Below are 14,619 nucleotides of genomic sequence, written 5' to 3'. Positions count from 1 at the left end.
TTCCATGGACCTTTAATCGGACGTCTTTTCCATGCTCAAATATCTCGCTGCCGGCGCGCTGGCACTCGTCATCGCTTCCCCCGCCCTCGCTGACGACGATCGGGTGACCCCGCGCCAGCGGGCCTCGACGCTTACCGCCTTGAAGCGGATCGGCTGCACTGCGCCACGCTCGATCGAGCGCGACGATGGTGGCTTCGAGGTCGACGACGCACGCTGCCGTGGCGGCCGCTATGACATCAAGCTAAACCGCAACTTCAAGGTCGTTTCCCGCGAAAAGCAGGACCGCGACGACGACTGATCCGACGCCTGCGCGTCTCCTCGCATCTAATAGCGAGCCTTTGGCGTTGATGCTTTAAAGGAGACGCATATGGCCGAGACGGACAAGGATGAGCCGACCACGCAGGAAACCGCGGAGATGGTCGAAGTTGGCGAAATGGTCGCCTCGGAGAAGCGTAAAGACGACCGATCGTCTCCAGAAGCGCCGGGGCTAGGGGACAACATCGAACGTCGCGAAGACTGATCACGTAGTCGGTTTCGACGGTCGACGACTAACAGCCCAGCAGGCCATTGGCTGGTATTGCACAGTAGCCGCTCTGATCTTCCATCGCGTCGGGGCGAGGTCAAACACCTCGAGGGGGTGCCGTGGTCGCGATAGTCGACAAGTCTGTCGTCAGGTCGATCCCTACGCGAACTTCCTTGCGCTCGGAATAGCGGTCGACGAGTTGTGCCGCGTGCGGGCGCAGCAGCACCGTGAACCGCACCAGTTCCTCCATTACGTCTACGATGCGGTCATAATAGCTCGACGGCTTCATGCGATCGTCCTCGCCGAATTCGGCGAACGCCTTGGCGACGCTCGACTGGTTCGGTATCGTCACCATTCGCATCCAGCGGCCGAGCACGCGCAGCGTGTTGACGCTGTTGAACGACTGCGAACCCGCCGATACCTGCATGACTGCCAGCGTGCGTCCCTGCGTCGGTCGCATCCCGCCCATCGAGAGCGGCAGATGATCGATTTGGAGCTTCATGATGCCGGTGATCTGGCCGTGCCGTTCAGGGCTGCACCACACCTGACCTTCCGACCACAACGACAGTTCACGCAGCTCGTGGACGGCCGGATGGTCGTCGCCGACGACCTGATCGGGCAACGGCAGCGCCGAGGGATCGTAAATGCGCGTTTCGCATCCGAAGAATTGCAGTAGTCGCGCCGCTTCCTCGACACACAGCCGCGAGAATGACCGCTCGCGCAAGGAACCGTAGAGCAGAAGGATTCGTGGCGGCGGAGCACCCGCGCCGAGGCCATGAGCAGGTCGTTCGATCGCATAGCTTCGATCGAGCGCGGGCAGATGGTCGGGGTCGGAGAGCGTTCGAACAGGCATCAGGCGGTTCGTGGTCCCAAGAGGATGATACAGGTGCCGATCAGACAGAGCGCCGCGCCGCTCACATCCCAGCGATCGGGCCGCACGCCTTCGACGGTCCAGAGCCAAGCAAGCGATGCACAGATGTAAATGCCGCCGTAAGCGGCATACGCTCGTCCCGCGGCATCGCTGTCCACGCGGGTGAGGAGCCATGCGAACAGGATCAATGAGACGACGCCCGGAGCAAGCCACAAGGGTGACTTCGCCATGCGAAGCCAGGCCCAGAAGGCAAAGCATCCGCCAATTTCAGCAAGCGCCGCGCCGATGTAGATCAGGGCTGTCATCCGATCGTGATCCTCAATGCCAAGGCGGCAAGCGTGACCAGCAATACCGGCACAGTCAGCGTGATACCGACACGGAAATAATAGCCCCATCCGATCCGAACACCTTTCTGGCCGAGGACGTGGAGCCATAACAGCGTTGCGAGCGAGCCGATCGGCGTCAGCTTGGGGCCAAGATCGCAGCCGATGACATTGGCGTAGATCATTGCTTCTTGCACGGCGCCAGTGGCATGGGTCGCGTCGATCGACAGCGCGCCCACCAGTACGGTCGGCATGTTGTTCATCACGGACGACAGGATGGCCGCGATCACGCCTGTCCCGAACGCCGCCCCCCACACGCCGCCCTGAGCGGTGCGATCGAGCAGCGCGGCGAGATGGTCGGTCAGGCCCGCGTTTCGCAGCCCGTAGACGACCAGGTACATGCCGAGAGAGAAGATCACGACCTGCCACGGTGCGCCGCGCAGCACCTTGCCGGTCTGGATCACATGGCCCCGTCCCGCAATTACCAGCAGCAGGATCGCGCCGGCAGCGGCAACGGCGCTGACCGGCACGCCGATCGGTTCGAGCAGGAAGAAGCCAGCGAGCAGCAGCGCGAGGACGATCCAGCCGGCACGGAAGGTCGCGGGGTCTCGGATGACATCGCGCGGCGCGCGGAGCGCCCCCACGTCATAGTCTTCTGGGAGGTCGCGCCGGAAGAACAGCAGCAGCACGCCCAGCGTGGCGGCGATCGACACCAGATCGACCGGGACCATCACGGACGCATATGTGCCGAACCCGATCTTGAAGAAGTCGGCTGACACGATGTTGACGAGGTTCGAGACCACCAGCGGCAGGCTGGCCGTGTCGGCGATGAACCCGGCCGCCATGACGAACGCCAGCGTCGCCTTGTCCTTGAACCCCAGCGCGCGCAGCATGGCGATGACGATCGGCGTGAGGATCAGCGCCGCACCATCATTGGCGAACAACGCCGACACCGCCGCGCCGAGCAGCACGATCAGGACGAAGAGTCGGCGCCCATGTCCCCTGCCCCAGCGCGCAACGTGGAGCGCCGCCCATTCGAAGGATCCAGCTTCATCGAGCAACAGGCTTATGACAATGATCGCGACGAATGCAGCCGTCGCGTTCCAGACGATGCCCCAAACGACCGGGACGTCGGACAGCGTGACGACGCCCGCGAGCAGCGCCAAGACGGCCCCGGCGATCGCGCTCCACCCGATTCCGAGCCCCTTGGGTTGCCAGATGACGAGCACGATCGTGACGACGAAGATCAGGACGGCAAGAAGCATCAGGCGATGCGCTGGCCCGAGGCGTTTACCACCTGTTGTCCGTCTTCCTTCGCGAACGCGCCGCGCTGATCGCCCGGCAGCAGATCAAGCACGGCTTCGGACGGCCGGCAGAGCTTCACGCCGAGCGGTGAGACGACTATCGGCCGGTTGATGAGGATCGGGTGCGTCATCATCGTATCCACCAGCGCGTCGTCGGACAGCGATGTGTCGCCCAGGCCGAGCTCCGCATAGGGCGTACCCTTTTCGCGTAGCAGCTCGCGGGGCGTTATGCCGGCGCGGTCGATCAGCTCGACCAGCAGCGCGCGCGAGGGCGGGGTTTTCAGATATTCGACCACGTGCGGTTCGATGCCGGCATTGCGGATCAGGCCTAGCGTGTTGCGCGACGTGCCGCACACGGGGTTGTGATAGATCACGATATCGACGGCCACGGGCGTCCTTTCAGCAGCATGGGGTGAGTTCGGCGATCAGCGGGGCGCACAGCTCCGCGTTGCCGGCGCAGCAATCCTTGACGAGAAAGAGCGTTAGCGCGCGCAGGCCGTCGAGATCGGCACGATAGATGATCGAGCGGCTATGACGTTCGGATCGCACCAGCCCGCCACGGGCGAGGATGCCGAGGTGTGCGGACATCGTGTTTTGCGGTACGTCGAGCTGACGGGCGATTTCGCCGGCAGCCAAGCCATGCGGTTCGTGCCGCACCAACAGGCGGAACACGTCGAGGCGTGTTCCTTGTGCGAGCGCGCCGAGCGCTGAAATTGCCGTGTTGTTTTCCATATATCCAGGATAGCAGCTATATGGTTTCGGTCCAGACGTTGATAGCACCAAGTAGGCAGGCAGTCGGCACCCTACGCTCTTTTCCGAAGTCCCCAACGAGTGGGGCGGGACCCCGCGGGCACGGCTCTATCGGCCCGCTGGGCGTGCCGACCGAGCCATCGTGCCGGCGTCTCGGCCCTGCCGGTGACGATTCTCGCGTAAGGTGTGCCACATGGCACACCTGCGAACGCGCAGGGCGCGAGCAGTGTTTCGATTGGCGTCGACGCCCTCCCCCGGAGGCCACGCCGCACAGCACTTCGCGCGCAGAACCGCGTGTCGTGAGTTGATGGGCTTAGCCTGATCCCCCCGATACGTCGGGCGCAGCCTTCGGATCGGGGTCTTGCGCCTTGCCCTTCGCGGCACCCGGCTGCTTTGCGCTCATGGCGGTCAGATAAGCGACGATCGCCGGCACGTCAGCCTGTGCAACGGGAGCCTTGTAGACCTCGCGCATCTTGGTGACCTCCGCGGTCCACTGGTCGGAAGAGAGTGGCGGCTGGTTCAGCGCCATGCTCGCCGAATGACACGAGGTGCAGTTGGCGTTGATGACGTCCGCATGCGGACCAGCCGGATATTGCCCTTCGTCGGTCGGGAGATCGACCGAGGTGGACGCCAGCGAGAAGCCGCGCGCCGAAACGCTTGGCGGCGGTGGTGCGGCCGGGGCGGCAGGCGGCGGGGCTATGCGGCTGTTCGGGGCACCGATCGCAAGTAGCAGAACGACGGTCGCGCCGACGAACCCAAACGACAGCGTGCCGATGGAAGGCGTTTTCATGGGGGAGCGCTCCTCAGCCGACGACGATGTTGGTGGTTTCAATGTTGCCGCGCATGAACCCGCCCGGGTTCCAGATCGGCGTCATCGGCTGCGCGATGCCGGCGGTGTTCCAGCAGCGCGACATCAGCCTGGTCGGGCCCGCATGCGTGAGCGGCACCTGCGCGTCCCAGCGGCGGAAACTGTATTTGCCGTGATCGGGGCCGAGCGTCGTCTTGTACCAGGTCTTGCCGTTGTCGGTCGACACATCGACCTTGGCGACGCCGCAATCGCCCCCCATCGCAATGCCGCCCAGCGGGATCGACCGGTCGAACGCGATCGCCTGCCCTTCGTCGAGGCTCGTGACCCAACTGCGCGGGATCATCTTGTTGATCGGAACGGCCGGGAAATCCTTCTGGCCCGGCCGCACGTTCGCGCCGGGCGTGTCAGGGATTTTGTACGCCTTGGCCATCCAGTAACCGTCGTCGGGCGCGGCGAGCACCTCGATGTCGTTCAGCATCTTGACCCAATAGGTCGAATACCAGCCGGGTACGATCAGCCGGACCGGGAAGCCGTTGAGGAGCGGCATCTGTTCGCCGTTCATCCCGAAGGCGAGCATCACTTCGCCGTCGCGTGCGTGGTCGATCGACAGCGACTTGGCGAAATCCGGTCCACCCGCGACCACCGGCTGGTCGAGCGCACCGAACCGCACTGCAACCGCGCCCGGCTTCACGCCGGCGATGTCGAGCACGTCGCGCAGGCGCACGCCGAGCCATTTGGCGTTGCCCATGGCCCCGTGACGCCACTGCGCACCGGCAACGGGCGGCTGGAACAGCGCACGCGAATTGCCCGAGCATTGGTTGATCGCCGCCAGCTCGACGCGTGGCAACTTCAGCAGTTGCGCGAGCGAGATTGACAGCGGCCGCGTGACCGCGCCGTGCACCTTGATCCGGAACGCCTCGACATCGATCGCGGTGGGGATGTCAGCCCAGTGCCAGCGGACGAAGAACTGGTCGTTTGGCGTGAAGACGTCACCATTGAACACGCTCATCGGCGTTTCCAGCAAAGGCGGGTGGATACGCTGGAGGATCATGTTGCCCTTGCCAGGGAACGCACTGGTCATCGGTCGTTCCGACGGACCGCCAGGCAGGTGCAGATCGACAATGCTCTGCGCCAGCGCGGGTGCGGCGATCAACGCGCCGCTGCCGATCGCAGCCTCTGCGAGAAAGCGACGGCGGTTCGTCGCCTGCGCCAGTTTCATATCCAGGCTGTCCACCAGCATTCTCCCTTCGATGTCATGCTCTTATGCGCGATCCGTCCGACGGTCTGCCCGGTACGGGTCGATCGGATGCGCCGGTTCGATCCGGCAGGACGATCAGTTCGGCCCATCAATTGGCTTGGGCGATGCAGGGCGACACGAACAGGTTTCCGCGCCAGCCGCCTGTGACCGTCTTGGCGCCGACCAGCAGCCACATCGCTGCGAGCGCGATGGTAAGGACGGTGCCGACGATCCCGAAAAAGCCGAGCTGGAGCGTCGTGCCGAGCTTGAAGGTGGCGACCGTGTAGACGCCGAGCGGGAAGGTGTAGCCCCACCACCCGAGGTTGAACGGAATGCCCGCGCGCCAGTAGCGGATCGTGATCAGCGTCGCGAGCGCCAGCCACCACAGGCCGAAGCCCCAGAGCAGCAGCCCGGCGATCGTGCCGATCCCCTGCGCTACCGCGCCGATCTGGCCGAGGCCGTTGGCGGCGAGGATCGCGGGCGCGTCGCTGCCGAGCACCAGCATCCCGAGCGCACCGGTGCCGATCGGGCCTAGTGCGAGCCAACTCGATGCGGCCATGCTCTCGTGCGGCAGCTTGTGCAGCGCCATCCGCAGGATGAGGATCGCGAGGATGCCGAACGCGACCGGCACCGAATACGCCCAGAGGACAAAGGAGGTCGCCAGCACCACGAACTGGTGGTGCGCGTCCGCCAGATGCGGTGCGAGCAGGCCTCCGCTCGCGCCTGCGACCTCGGCCGCGACCACTGGCAGGAGCCACACCGCGGTCATGCCGTCGAGCGAATGTTCGTGCCGGGTAAACATGAGGTAGGGGATCGCTACACCGCAGGCGAGCGACATCGCGACGTCGATCCACCACAATGTCTCGGCGATCGGGATAACGCCGGCGCCGAACCGCGGCAGGCCGAACGCCAGGAACCCGTTGATGATCGTCGCGAGGCCCATCGGGATCGTGCCGATGAACATCGACACGGTATTGTGCCCGAAGATCCGACGCGCCTCGTGCCCGAACATCGTCCAGCGCGCGGTGTAGAGCCCGGCGAACAGCGTGAAGAGCGCGATGTTGAAATACCACAACGCCTCGCCGACCGGGTGCAGCGATGCGCCGACGCCCGGCACCTGCGGCAAGGCCAGCGCGAGGATGCCCGTGCCCATCGTAGCGGCGAACCAGTTGGGGGTGAACTGGCGGATCATCTCGCGCGGAGAATCAAGCCGGCTGAGCGGCTTCAGACCATCGAGAACGGGTTTCAGATCGGCAGTCACTTCCCAGTCTCCTTGATGAGATCGGTCAGCGCGTCGGCCGCCCGGGTACGATAGCGCTCCTTGTGCCGCAGCGCGTAGAATGGACGCCGCGGCAGACCGAGCGGCAGATCGTGCAACGTGCCGGCCGCGATTGCAGGTGCGACGACATGCTGCGACAGCACCGCGACGCCCGCGCCGGCCTCGACCGCGCTGCGGACCGCCTCGTTCGATGGCAGGGTCAGCGCTATGGTAAGGTCCGACGGATCGACGCCGCGCTGGCGCAACACCTCCTCGAACGACGAGCGCGTGCCCGATCCCTGCTCGCGGACGATCCAGCGCGCGGTCCGGATCCAGTCCTCGTCGATCGTGTCGGCAGCGCGGTCACTCACCAGCACCATGCGGTCGTTCGCGACGGTCCAATGCGCGAGCGCGGGCTCGTCGATCACACCCTCGACGAAGCCAAGCTCGACTGCACCGTCGAGCACGCGCGCCGCGGCCCCTTCCGTGTTGTCGATCGCCAGTTCTATCGTGATGGACGGGTAGCGCGCATGAAACGCCGCCAGCTGGCGGGGTAGCCAATAGCCCGCGATCGTCTGGCTCGCGACCAGCCGCAGTGTGCCGCGCTCCAGTCCGGCATATTCGGCCAATGCAAGTTCTGCACTGGCAGCACGGCCAAGCACTGCGCGTGCGTCGACCAGAAACATACGGCCCGCTTCGGACAGTTCGATCCCACGGCCGACCCGGTGGAACAGCGGCACGCCGTGCCGCGCTTCTAGCGCGGCGATGGCAGCGCTTGCGGCCGACTGCGTCACATTGAGCGCTTCGGCAGCGCGCGTCATGTGCTCGCGCTCTGCGACACCGACGAAAATCCTGAGTTGTTCCAGAGTCATGCCCGATCTCCTTGCCCCAATGATAGGGAAAGGAGATCAATCGCACCAACCAAATATTATGGTCGTTTCAATCATAATTACAGATTGGTCATTTCAGAATGTCGATAACCGCCTCACGTTCATCGACCAGTTCGGCAATCGTGCGATCGAGCATCGTTCGCTGGAATGGATCGAGGATCAGTCCTTCGATACGCACATAGCCACCGCTTTTGCAGAGCACCGGCACGCCGCACACCAGCCCTTGCGGGATACCGTAGGAGCCGTCTGACACCACGCCCATCGACACCCAATTGTCGCCTGCGCCGTGCACCCAATCGCGCAGATGGTCGATCGCCGCATTTGCGGCCGATGCGGCCGAGGACGCACCCCGTGCTTCGATGATCGCGGTGCCGCGCTGCGCAACGGTGGGGATCAGGGTCTCGCGGTACCAGGCCTCGTTTCCGATACGGTCGGCAAGCTTTTGGCCATCGAGTTCGGCATTCCCCCAGTCGGCAAACATCGTCGGCGAATGGTTTCCCCAGACGACGAGCTTTGTAATCGCATCGACACCGACACCCGCTTTGGCCGCAAGCTGTCCCTGCGCGCGATTGTGATCGAGGCGGATCATCGACGTGATGTTTTCGGCAGGGAAACCCGGCGCGCTTTGCGCAAGGATCCAGGCATTTGTGTTGGCGGGATTGCCGACGACCAGGATCTTGGCGTCGCGTTTGGCCACTGCGTCCAGCGCTGCGCCCTGCGTCTTGAAGATCGCTGCGTTGGCAGCGAGCAAATCACGGCGCTCCATGCCCTTCGAGCGGGGACGAGACCCGACCAGCATGGCCGCATCGATGTCCTTGAAAGCCACCATCGGATCATCAGTAATGATCACATCTGCCAGCAGCGGAAACGCGCAATCCTCCAGTTCCATGACCACGCCGCGTACTGCGTCCAGCGCCTGCGGCACGTCGAGCAGTTGAAGGATAACGGGCTGGTCCGGTCCGAACACGTCACCCTGCGCGACCCGGAAGAGCAGCGAATAGCAAATTTGTCCTGCGGCACCGCTGATCGCGATCCTGACGGGGGGCTTGGTCATTTTGGAAAGGGCTTTCGTTGGAAGATTACAGACGGTGTGAGACCGATTAACGCGCCGCCAGGGCAAGCGCCGCATCGCGCCCGGATGGCACCAGATTGGCGAGACCTTTTCCTGATCTTACGGCACCAGGAACGTAGATCAGGCTTTGCGCATCCGTACTGATCGGGATCGTCGACACGGTGGTGTACGTCAGCGTGTCGATCCCAGCGACCTTGTTGGTTCCGGCCAGGCTGGCATAGATCCTCGTACCATCGCCCGACGGCCAAACCGCACTCGGAGCCGCTTGTAGCGGGACGGTTGCCACAGCCTCCAGGCTGTCGGTTCTATAGACCTTGATTGCAGGTTGATCGCCGCCAACGCTGACATAGGCAAAGGAATCGTCTGCGCGCTGGGCGAAGTTGACCGCGCCCGTCGCTGGACCAGTGTTTATCACTTCGTGTACCGCAAACGGCGGTTTGGCAGCAAAGACCGTGGTCGTGCCGCTCTCGCGGCGTGTTGCCCAGATCTGTTTGCCATCTGGCGAGACCGCGATTGCTCCCGCACCTGCACCGTTGCTGGCAACGTGTCCGACGACGCGCCGATCCTCGACGTCGACAACCAGGATGGACGGCCTTTCAGTAAGCGATACAAAGGCATAGCGTCCGTTTGGCGACAGGATGGTCGCGCCCGCTCCGCCACTTGCTGGTACGCGGGTGATCTCCCGCGCGGTCTTAGGATCCACGACCGCGATGGCATGTTCATCGCCGAGCGAAACCCAGAGTTCGTGCCCATTGGGCGTAAACGCGACGGCGGTAGGCGACGTCTGGAACACGGTCCGGCCTCGTTCCGTGTTCGTGGCCAGATCTACGAGCGTCACACTGTGCTGCGCTGATGCCGATACCGCCAGGGTCCGCCCGTCACGCGTTGCAGCCAGGTGCTGGACTCTGGGGCTGGAAAAGCTGGGCTCAGCTATCGCGCTTTTGGCGAGGTCGATGCGTCCCAGTTCGTTGCCCGCTGCAGGATCGATGACAACGATCTTCGTCGATGTAGGGTCAGACACATAGATCCGGTCATGATGGCTGAGGTCGATATCAGCCTTCGACCACGGTGCCTGAACCGCCTTGATATCGTAGGGAAAGTCGTCCGCCGCAGGTGCAGCCCAATAGGCCTGAGCGATCACCGGGACTGGCGCTACGGAGGCCAACATCGCGGCAACCAAAACGATCGCAGCTTTCATCGTTTGATCCTTATCGCGGATCCGGCGGGTGATCGTGCCAGTCCGATGCCGTTAGATCGACCGATATGTCCCCTGCGTCCAACGCATGGTCGCGATGGTTTCAATACGAAAACGCGATCATAGATCGCCTACCGTTCTTGTTAGATGATCAGAACAACCATGCTTATGCGTTGGATCGACGGCTGCGCCGCGATCATTACGCTGTCACGCTCGGCGTTGATCGCTCGCGTGTCATAAATGGGAACACTAAAGGCATGACGATGAAATTTCGCACGGCTTTGCTAACGGCGATAGCCGTGTCCGTATCGACGGGTGCTTTAGCGCAAACGGACGGTTTCGCGTCCGCAATGGATGCGGCGATGGCGCGGATGCACGGCGCGATGATGACCGGTTATTCGAGCGATCCCGATCGCGACTTCGCCAAAATGATGATCCCGCATCATCAGGGCGCGATCGACATGGCCGAAGTCGAACTGCGGTTCGGCAAGGATGAACGCCTGCGCCGGCTCGCCCAGGGAATCATCGTCGAACAGCGTCAGGAAATCGCGGTGATGCAGGGCATCCTATCCGAAGGCGGCGCGTTGCTGCCTCACACCGAACCGACCGCGACCGGTCACCCCCATCACGGAGACCGTCCATGAAGCGTTTTACCTTAACCGCCTGTGCTGCCCTGTCTTTTTCGGCCCCGGCATTTGCGCAGCAGGTACCGAACGCGACCCCCGACATCCCTGTTAGCGCGCACGACCGGTTCTACACTTCGGACCAGTTCTCCAACACCGTGTCGGTGATCGATCCGTCGACCAACACGCTGCTCGGCGTCATCAAGCTCGGCGACCAGACCCCGGCCAATCTCAGCCCGCTCTACAAGGGGCAGCTGCTCGTGCACGGCATGGGCTTCTCGCCCGATCGCAAGACGCTGGCGGTAATATCGATCGGCTCGAACTCGGTGACGTTCATCGACACTGCGACCAATGCCGTGAAGCACACGACCTATGTGGGCCGATCGCCGCACGAAGCGTTCTTCCGCCCCGACGGTCGCGAAGTCTGGGTCGCGGTGCGCGGCGAGGATTATATCCAGGTGCTCGACGGTAAGACCTTCGCGCCGACCACGCGCATCCCCGTTCCTAATGGCCCCGGCATGACGATCTTTTCGCCAAACGGGAAATACGGTTACGTCTGTTCGAGCTTCTCGCCCGAGACAGTTGTGATCGACACCGCCTCGAAGAAGATCGTCGGTCGCGTCAAGCAGGCGAGCCCGTTCTGCCCTGACATCGCCGCGACGCCCGACGGTAAGCAGGTCTGGTTGACGCTCAAGGACGTCGGCAAGGTCATGGTGTTCGACGCCAAGCCACCCTTCGCAGTGCTCAAGACGTTCGATACCGGCGCGATCACCAACCACGTCAATATCGCCCGCAATAAGAATGGCCAGTTCGCCTTTGTGACGGTCGGCACCGAGAATGTCGTGAAGGTGTTCCGCACCACTGACTTCGTGCAGGTGGCGAGCATCCCGGTCGGCGCGCTCCCGCACGGCCTATGGCCGTCGGGCGACGGCACGCGGATGTATGTCGGGCTGGAGAACGCCGATGCGGTCGCGGCGATCGACACAGCAAGCAACACCGTCATCGCGACGATTCCAATCGGTCAGGGGCCGCAAGGCGTGGCATATGTTCCCGGCGCGGTGCCGGTAGGCGATGGCCGTGCAAACCTGGTGCCGCTCGCGCAGGCCGGCATGAAGATCCAGCTGACTCTATCCGGGACTGGGCGCAGCCAGGTCACGCTGTTCGATCAAGGCCAGGTCCAGATTTTGCAGGCGGCGGTTGCGGGCCTCAGCCCAAAGATGCCCTATGTCCTTGGATTATCCTCCCACGCTGACGGCAGCGGCGTGATCCAGCCTCTGGCGAAGTTCATGACCAATCCGGCGGGCGGCGCGATAGTAAACACGCTCGGACCGCTCCGCCAGATCGTCAGCGACGCGAAAGGCGACATGCGCCGTTACCTCGTCATTGCTCCGGGCGACCCGATGATGCCGGGCGCTGTCGTTCAGGTGCAAAAATGAGGATTCCGGTGAAACCTGCGCCCCGCTGTCCGTGTCCGGTATATTCGGCATGACGCTGGGCTAGGTCGACACGACGTCTCGAGAGTGTCGGAAAGCACTTGTTTGTCGCACAATGGTGATTACGACTGGGTTTTCTACATATCGGGCCGCTGAATGCCGACAATGGGAAGGAAAGCGGACTGGCTGCTTTAGAGAGGGCAGGTGCGCTCCACTACCTGGTGCACTTCCATTTCGTCGCAGCAGGATGCCTTTACGCCTAGCTCATTACAGGCCCCGATCCGGCGCCGCATCGGCCTTCCGTGCCTGCCCGCCTGATAGTGCTGGGGGTCGCCGTCGTGATCCACTCGATCATGTCGCAGCTGCTCTACGCCGGGCTGTTCGTCGCCATATCCGTGCCGGTTGAACAGTTTCGCCGCGGTGCGGAGCTGATGTCAGTACATGGCGCCCAACTCGCCGGAATGGGTCTGCGATGCGGCATGTTCTGGGTCAAAATCGAAGCCCGGCTTAAGCGAGACCGGTAGGACGAAGCGTTTGCTGCGTGCCGGCTGGTCAGCTTTCTCCAAACAACTCACGTTGCGCCTTGTCCAATTCCTCTGCGTAGCGGCGTCGCGCATAGCTCTCGGAGAGGATGCCGAGAACTGCCCCGTCGCTTCCAACTACCGCCAGTTCGTCCGCACCTTCGGTATCGAACGTAGTCATGACGCTTCTGATGTCTGAATCCGGCGTAAGGGCGAGACCCGTGTGGATCGCCAGCGACCCGATCGGTGCCTTCTGATCGACCTCTTCGGCAAATGCACTGGCAGTCTGTACGATACCGCCATAATTTTCGTGGTCATCGACTAGTAGGACCCGACTTGTGGAACCAAGCGGAAACGCCCGACGAAACTCGGCGATCGTCGTGTTGCACGGCGTAGCCCTTTCGACACGTCGCATCATCTTGCCCGCTGTAAGCGTTCTGACCCAGCCGACATCGCGGGCGCTTTTGATGGTTTCGCCCCGGAGATGCAGGCGCCACGTAGAAAAGGAATAGCCGAACAGCTCGCGGACGATGGTGGACGAGACCAGCGATGCTGCAATGGCCGCGCCGGCAAGGGAGAAGTCGTGGGTCGCCTCAAGGACTAGCATCGCCATCGTCATCGGCCCGCCAACTACGGCGACCGCTAATGCGGCCATCCCCACCAGGGCCGCATTGTGCGGGTCGATCACAGGCGATCCGACAATCCATTCGAGTGAACCAGCAAACAGGTGACCCAGCAGGCTGCCCAAGAACAAGGATGCGAAGAACAGGCCACCGCGGAAGCCAAAGCCAAGTGAGATGATGGAGGCCGCGCACTTGACGACGAAGATGGCGGCGAGGAAGCGCAGCGATACCTCGGCTTCAAGATTGAGGTGGAGGGCGCCGTGACCAGCAGAGAGAATTTGCGGCGTGAGCATCGCCAGAGGGATGAGCAGAAGACCGCCCAATATCGGCCGGCAAATCGAGGGTATCGGCAGTTTGCGTGTAGCTGCTTCCATCTCCGCAACAGCCCGCATCAGCAGTATACCAGCGCCAGCGGCACAGGCCCCAAGACCGGCGTAGAGAAGGTAGTGGAACGTCTCGATCTGTTCGCCTGCATTAGCCGCAACCAGATACGGTTGAGCACCAAACGCCTGCGCCACAAGGACACTCGCCAGGCACGCCGCAGCGACAGGTGCCAGCGCTGATATCGTATAGGCCCCGATTACGATCTCAAAGGCATAGAAGGCCCCAGCTAATGGAGCCCCGAATGCACCTGCGATGGCGGCGCCCGTTCCGGCGCCGACCAAGATGCGCAGATCGGACCTGCGTAACGCAAACCAGTTGCCGCTGAGCGAGGCGACGAGCCCTCCCAACTGCGCATACGCCGCCTCAAGCCCCACAGACGCACCGAAGCCGTTGGAAAGGATCGTTTGCCCGGAGATAACGAGGCTGTCGGACCATGACATGCGACCACCATGAAGGGCGTTCGCCTCTACAGCGTCGACCATCCGGCGCCGGCGAGCATGAGTAACCCAAGAGAAGAGTGCGAGGACGGCTCCACCAGCCGGCAGGGCAAGTAGAGCAAGGTAAGGGATCGTCGTGGCCGCACTCAGCCTTTCATCCGGCGACAAGGCATAAAGCAGATGCTGCATCGCCTGTGCGAGCGTACCCTGGACGACACTGAGCAATCCGGCTGCACTGCCGATCATGATGGCCAGCACGATGAGTGCAGCTTCGCTGGATCGAAAAGCTTTACGGAGCCACGATGGCGCCACCCGACCAGATCCAGGTGGACTAGCTGCGCTATCGATCAGTGGCGCTGAAGCCATG

17 protein-coding genes are annotated in these 14,619 nt (G+C 63.0%); 5 read left to right on the top strand and 12 right to left on the bottom strand.

The genetic code is table 11. From position 1 onward, the window contains the following. The first annotated feature begins 31 nt into the window (after positions 1 to 31). Both O6X71_RS12135 and O6X71_RS12130 read left to right on the top strand, forming a co-directional pair. Positions 32 to 298, top strand: coding sequence for a PepSY domain-containing protein (locus tag O6X71_RS12135; RefSeq protein ID WP_056056375.1), 267 nt, complete (start codon positions 32 to 34; stop codon positions 296 to 298). Positions 299 to 367: 69 nt separating this feature from the next. Beyond that, positions 368 to 520: a hypothetical protein gene (locus tag O6X71_RS12130; protein ID WP_156364448.1), complete on the top strand. Its 153-nt coding sequence runs from the start codon at positions 368 to 370 to the stop codon at positions 518 to 520. A 100-nt stretch (positions 521 to 620) separates the two neighbouring features. On the opposite strand, the gene arsH is transcribed toward O6X71_RS12130, so the two are convergent. The 11 genes from arsH to O6X71_RS12075 all read right to left on the bottom strand — a co-directional run bounded on the left by arsH (position 621) and on the right by O6X71_RS12075 (position 10,234). Further along, on the bottom strand, positions 621 to 1,376 hold the full coding sequence (arsH, locus tag O6X71_RS12125; protein WP_056056376.1) for an arsenical resistance protein ArsH: 756 nt from the start codon (positions 1,374 to 1,376) through the stop codon (positions 621 to 623). Beyond that, positions 1,376 to 1,699 (bottom strand): YnfA family protein, encoded by a 324-nt coding sequence (locus O6X71_RS12120; RefSeq protein ID WP_056056378.1) that lies wholly within the window; start codon positions 1,697 to 1,699, stop codon positions 1,376 to 1,378. The genes arsH and O6X71_RS12120 overlap by 1 nt, the downstream gene beginning before the upstream one ends. Further along, complete coding sequence (locus O6X71_RS12115) at positions 1,696 to 2,982, bottom strand: arsenic transporter (protein WP_056056380.1); 1,287 nt, start codon at positions 2,980 to 2,982, stop codon at positions 1,696 to 1,698. The genes O6X71_RS12120 and O6X71_RS12115 overlap by 4 nt, the downstream gene beginning before the upstream one ends. Continuing rightward, positions 2,982 to 3,410 (bottom strand): arsenate reductase (glutaredoxin), encoded by a 429-nt coding sequence (gene arsC, locus O6X71_RS12110; protein WP_056056381.1) that lies wholly within the window; start codon positions 3,408 to 3,410, stop codon positions 2,982 to 2,984. Before arsC ends, O6X71_RS12115 begins: the two co-directional genes overlap by 1 nt. A gap of 10 nt (positions 3,411 to 3,420) precedes the next feature. Beyond that, positions 3,421 to 3,753: an ArsR/SmtB family transcription factor gene (locus tag O6X71_RS12105; RefSeq protein WP_056056382.1), complete on the bottom strand. Its 333-nt coding sequence runs from the start codon at positions 3,751 to 3,753 to the stop codon at positions 3,421 to 3,423. A gap of 331 nt (positions 3,754 to 4,084) precedes the next feature. Then, positions 4,085 to 4,561, bottom strand: coding sequence for a hypothetical protein (locus O6X71_RS12100; protein WP_031439129.1), 477 nt, complete (start codon positions 4,559 to 4,561; stop codon positions 4,085 to 4,087). Positions 4,562 to 4,574: 13 nt separating this feature from the next. After that, positions 4,575 to 5,819 (bottom strand): molybdopterin-dependent oxidoreductase, encoded by a 1,245-nt coding sequence (locus O6X71_RS12095; RefSeq protein ID WP_197983136.1) that lies wholly within the window; start codon positions 5,817 to 5,819, stop codon positions 4,575 to 4,577. Positions 5,820 to 5,925: 106 nt separating this feature from the next. Continuing rightward, positions 5,926 to 7,077: a TDT family transporter gene (locus tag O6X71_RS12090; RefSeq protein WP_056056383.1), complete on the bottom strand. Its 1,152-nt coding sequence runs from the start codon at positions 7,075 to 7,077 to the stop codon at positions 5,926 to 5,928. After that, complete coding sequence (locus tag O6X71_RS12085) at positions 7,074 to 7,946, bottom strand: LysR family transcriptional regulator (RefSeq protein WP_056056384.1); 873 nt, start codon at positions 7,944 to 7,946, stop codon at positions 7,074 to 7,076. Before O6X71_RS12085 ends, O6X71_RS12090 begins: the two co-directional genes overlap by 4 nt. A gap of 88 nt (positions 7,947 to 8,034) precedes the next feature. After that, positions 8,035 to 9,018, bottom strand: a complete 984-nt coding sequence (locus tag O6X71_RS12080) for a malate dehydrogenase (protein ID WP_056056386.1) — start codon at positions 9,016 to 9,018, stop codon at positions 8,035 to 8,037. Positions 9,019 to 9,064: 46 nt separating this feature from the next. Next, a complete protein-coding gene (locus O6X71_RS12075) occupies positions 9,065 to 10,234 on the bottom strand; it encodes a YncE family protein (RefSeq protein WP_056056388.1) in 1,170 nt (389 codons plus the stop codon). A 65-nt stretch (positions 10,235 to 10,299) separates the two neighbouring features. Between O6X71_RS12075 and copM the strand changes: the two genes are divergently transcribed. The 3 genes from copM (at position 10,300) to O6X71_RS12060 (ending at position 12,811) form a co-directional block, all read left to right on the top strand. Then, entirely contained in the window at positions 10,300 to 10,875 is a 576-nt protein-coding gene (gene copM, locus O6X71_RS12070; protein WP_236698803.1) for a CopM family metallochaperone, read from the top strand. Continuing rightward, positions 10,872 to 12,290 (top strand): YncE family protein, encoded by a 1,419-nt coding sequence (locus O6X71_RS12065; protein WP_056056390.1) that lies wholly within the window; start codon positions 10,872 to 10,874, stop codon positions 12,288 to 12,290. Before copM ends, O6X71_RS12065 begins: the two co-directional genes overlap by 4 nt. A 299-nt stretch (positions 12,291 to 12,589) precedes the next feature. Next, the gene (locus O6X71_RS12060) at positions 12,590 to 12,811 is read left to right on the top strand and encodes a hypothetical protein (RefSeq protein ID WP_056019259.1); all 222 of its coding nucleotides are present in this window, start codon (positions 12,590 to 12,592) and stop codon (positions 12,809 to 12,811) included. Positions 12,812 to 12,839: 28 nt separating this feature from the next. Here O6X71_RS12060 and O6X71_RS12055 read toward each other — a convergent pair whose 3' ends face one another. Continuing rightward, positions 12,840 to 14,618, bottom strand: coding sequence for a chloride channel protein (locus tag O6X71_RS12055; protein WP_082445489.1), 1,779 nt, complete (start codon positions 14,616 to 14,618; stop codon positions 12,840 to 12,842). Position 14,619: the final 1 nt, after the last annotated feature.

Source organism: Sphingomonas faeni, assembly GCF_040407505.1.
GTDB lineage: Bacteria > Pseudomonadota > Alphaproteobacteria > Sphingomonadales > Sphingomonadaceae > Sphingomonas > Sphingomonas faeni_E.
The sequence above is the reverse complement of the archived record's forward strand: the minus strand, read 5'-3'. Positions and strand labels throughout refer to the sequence as shown.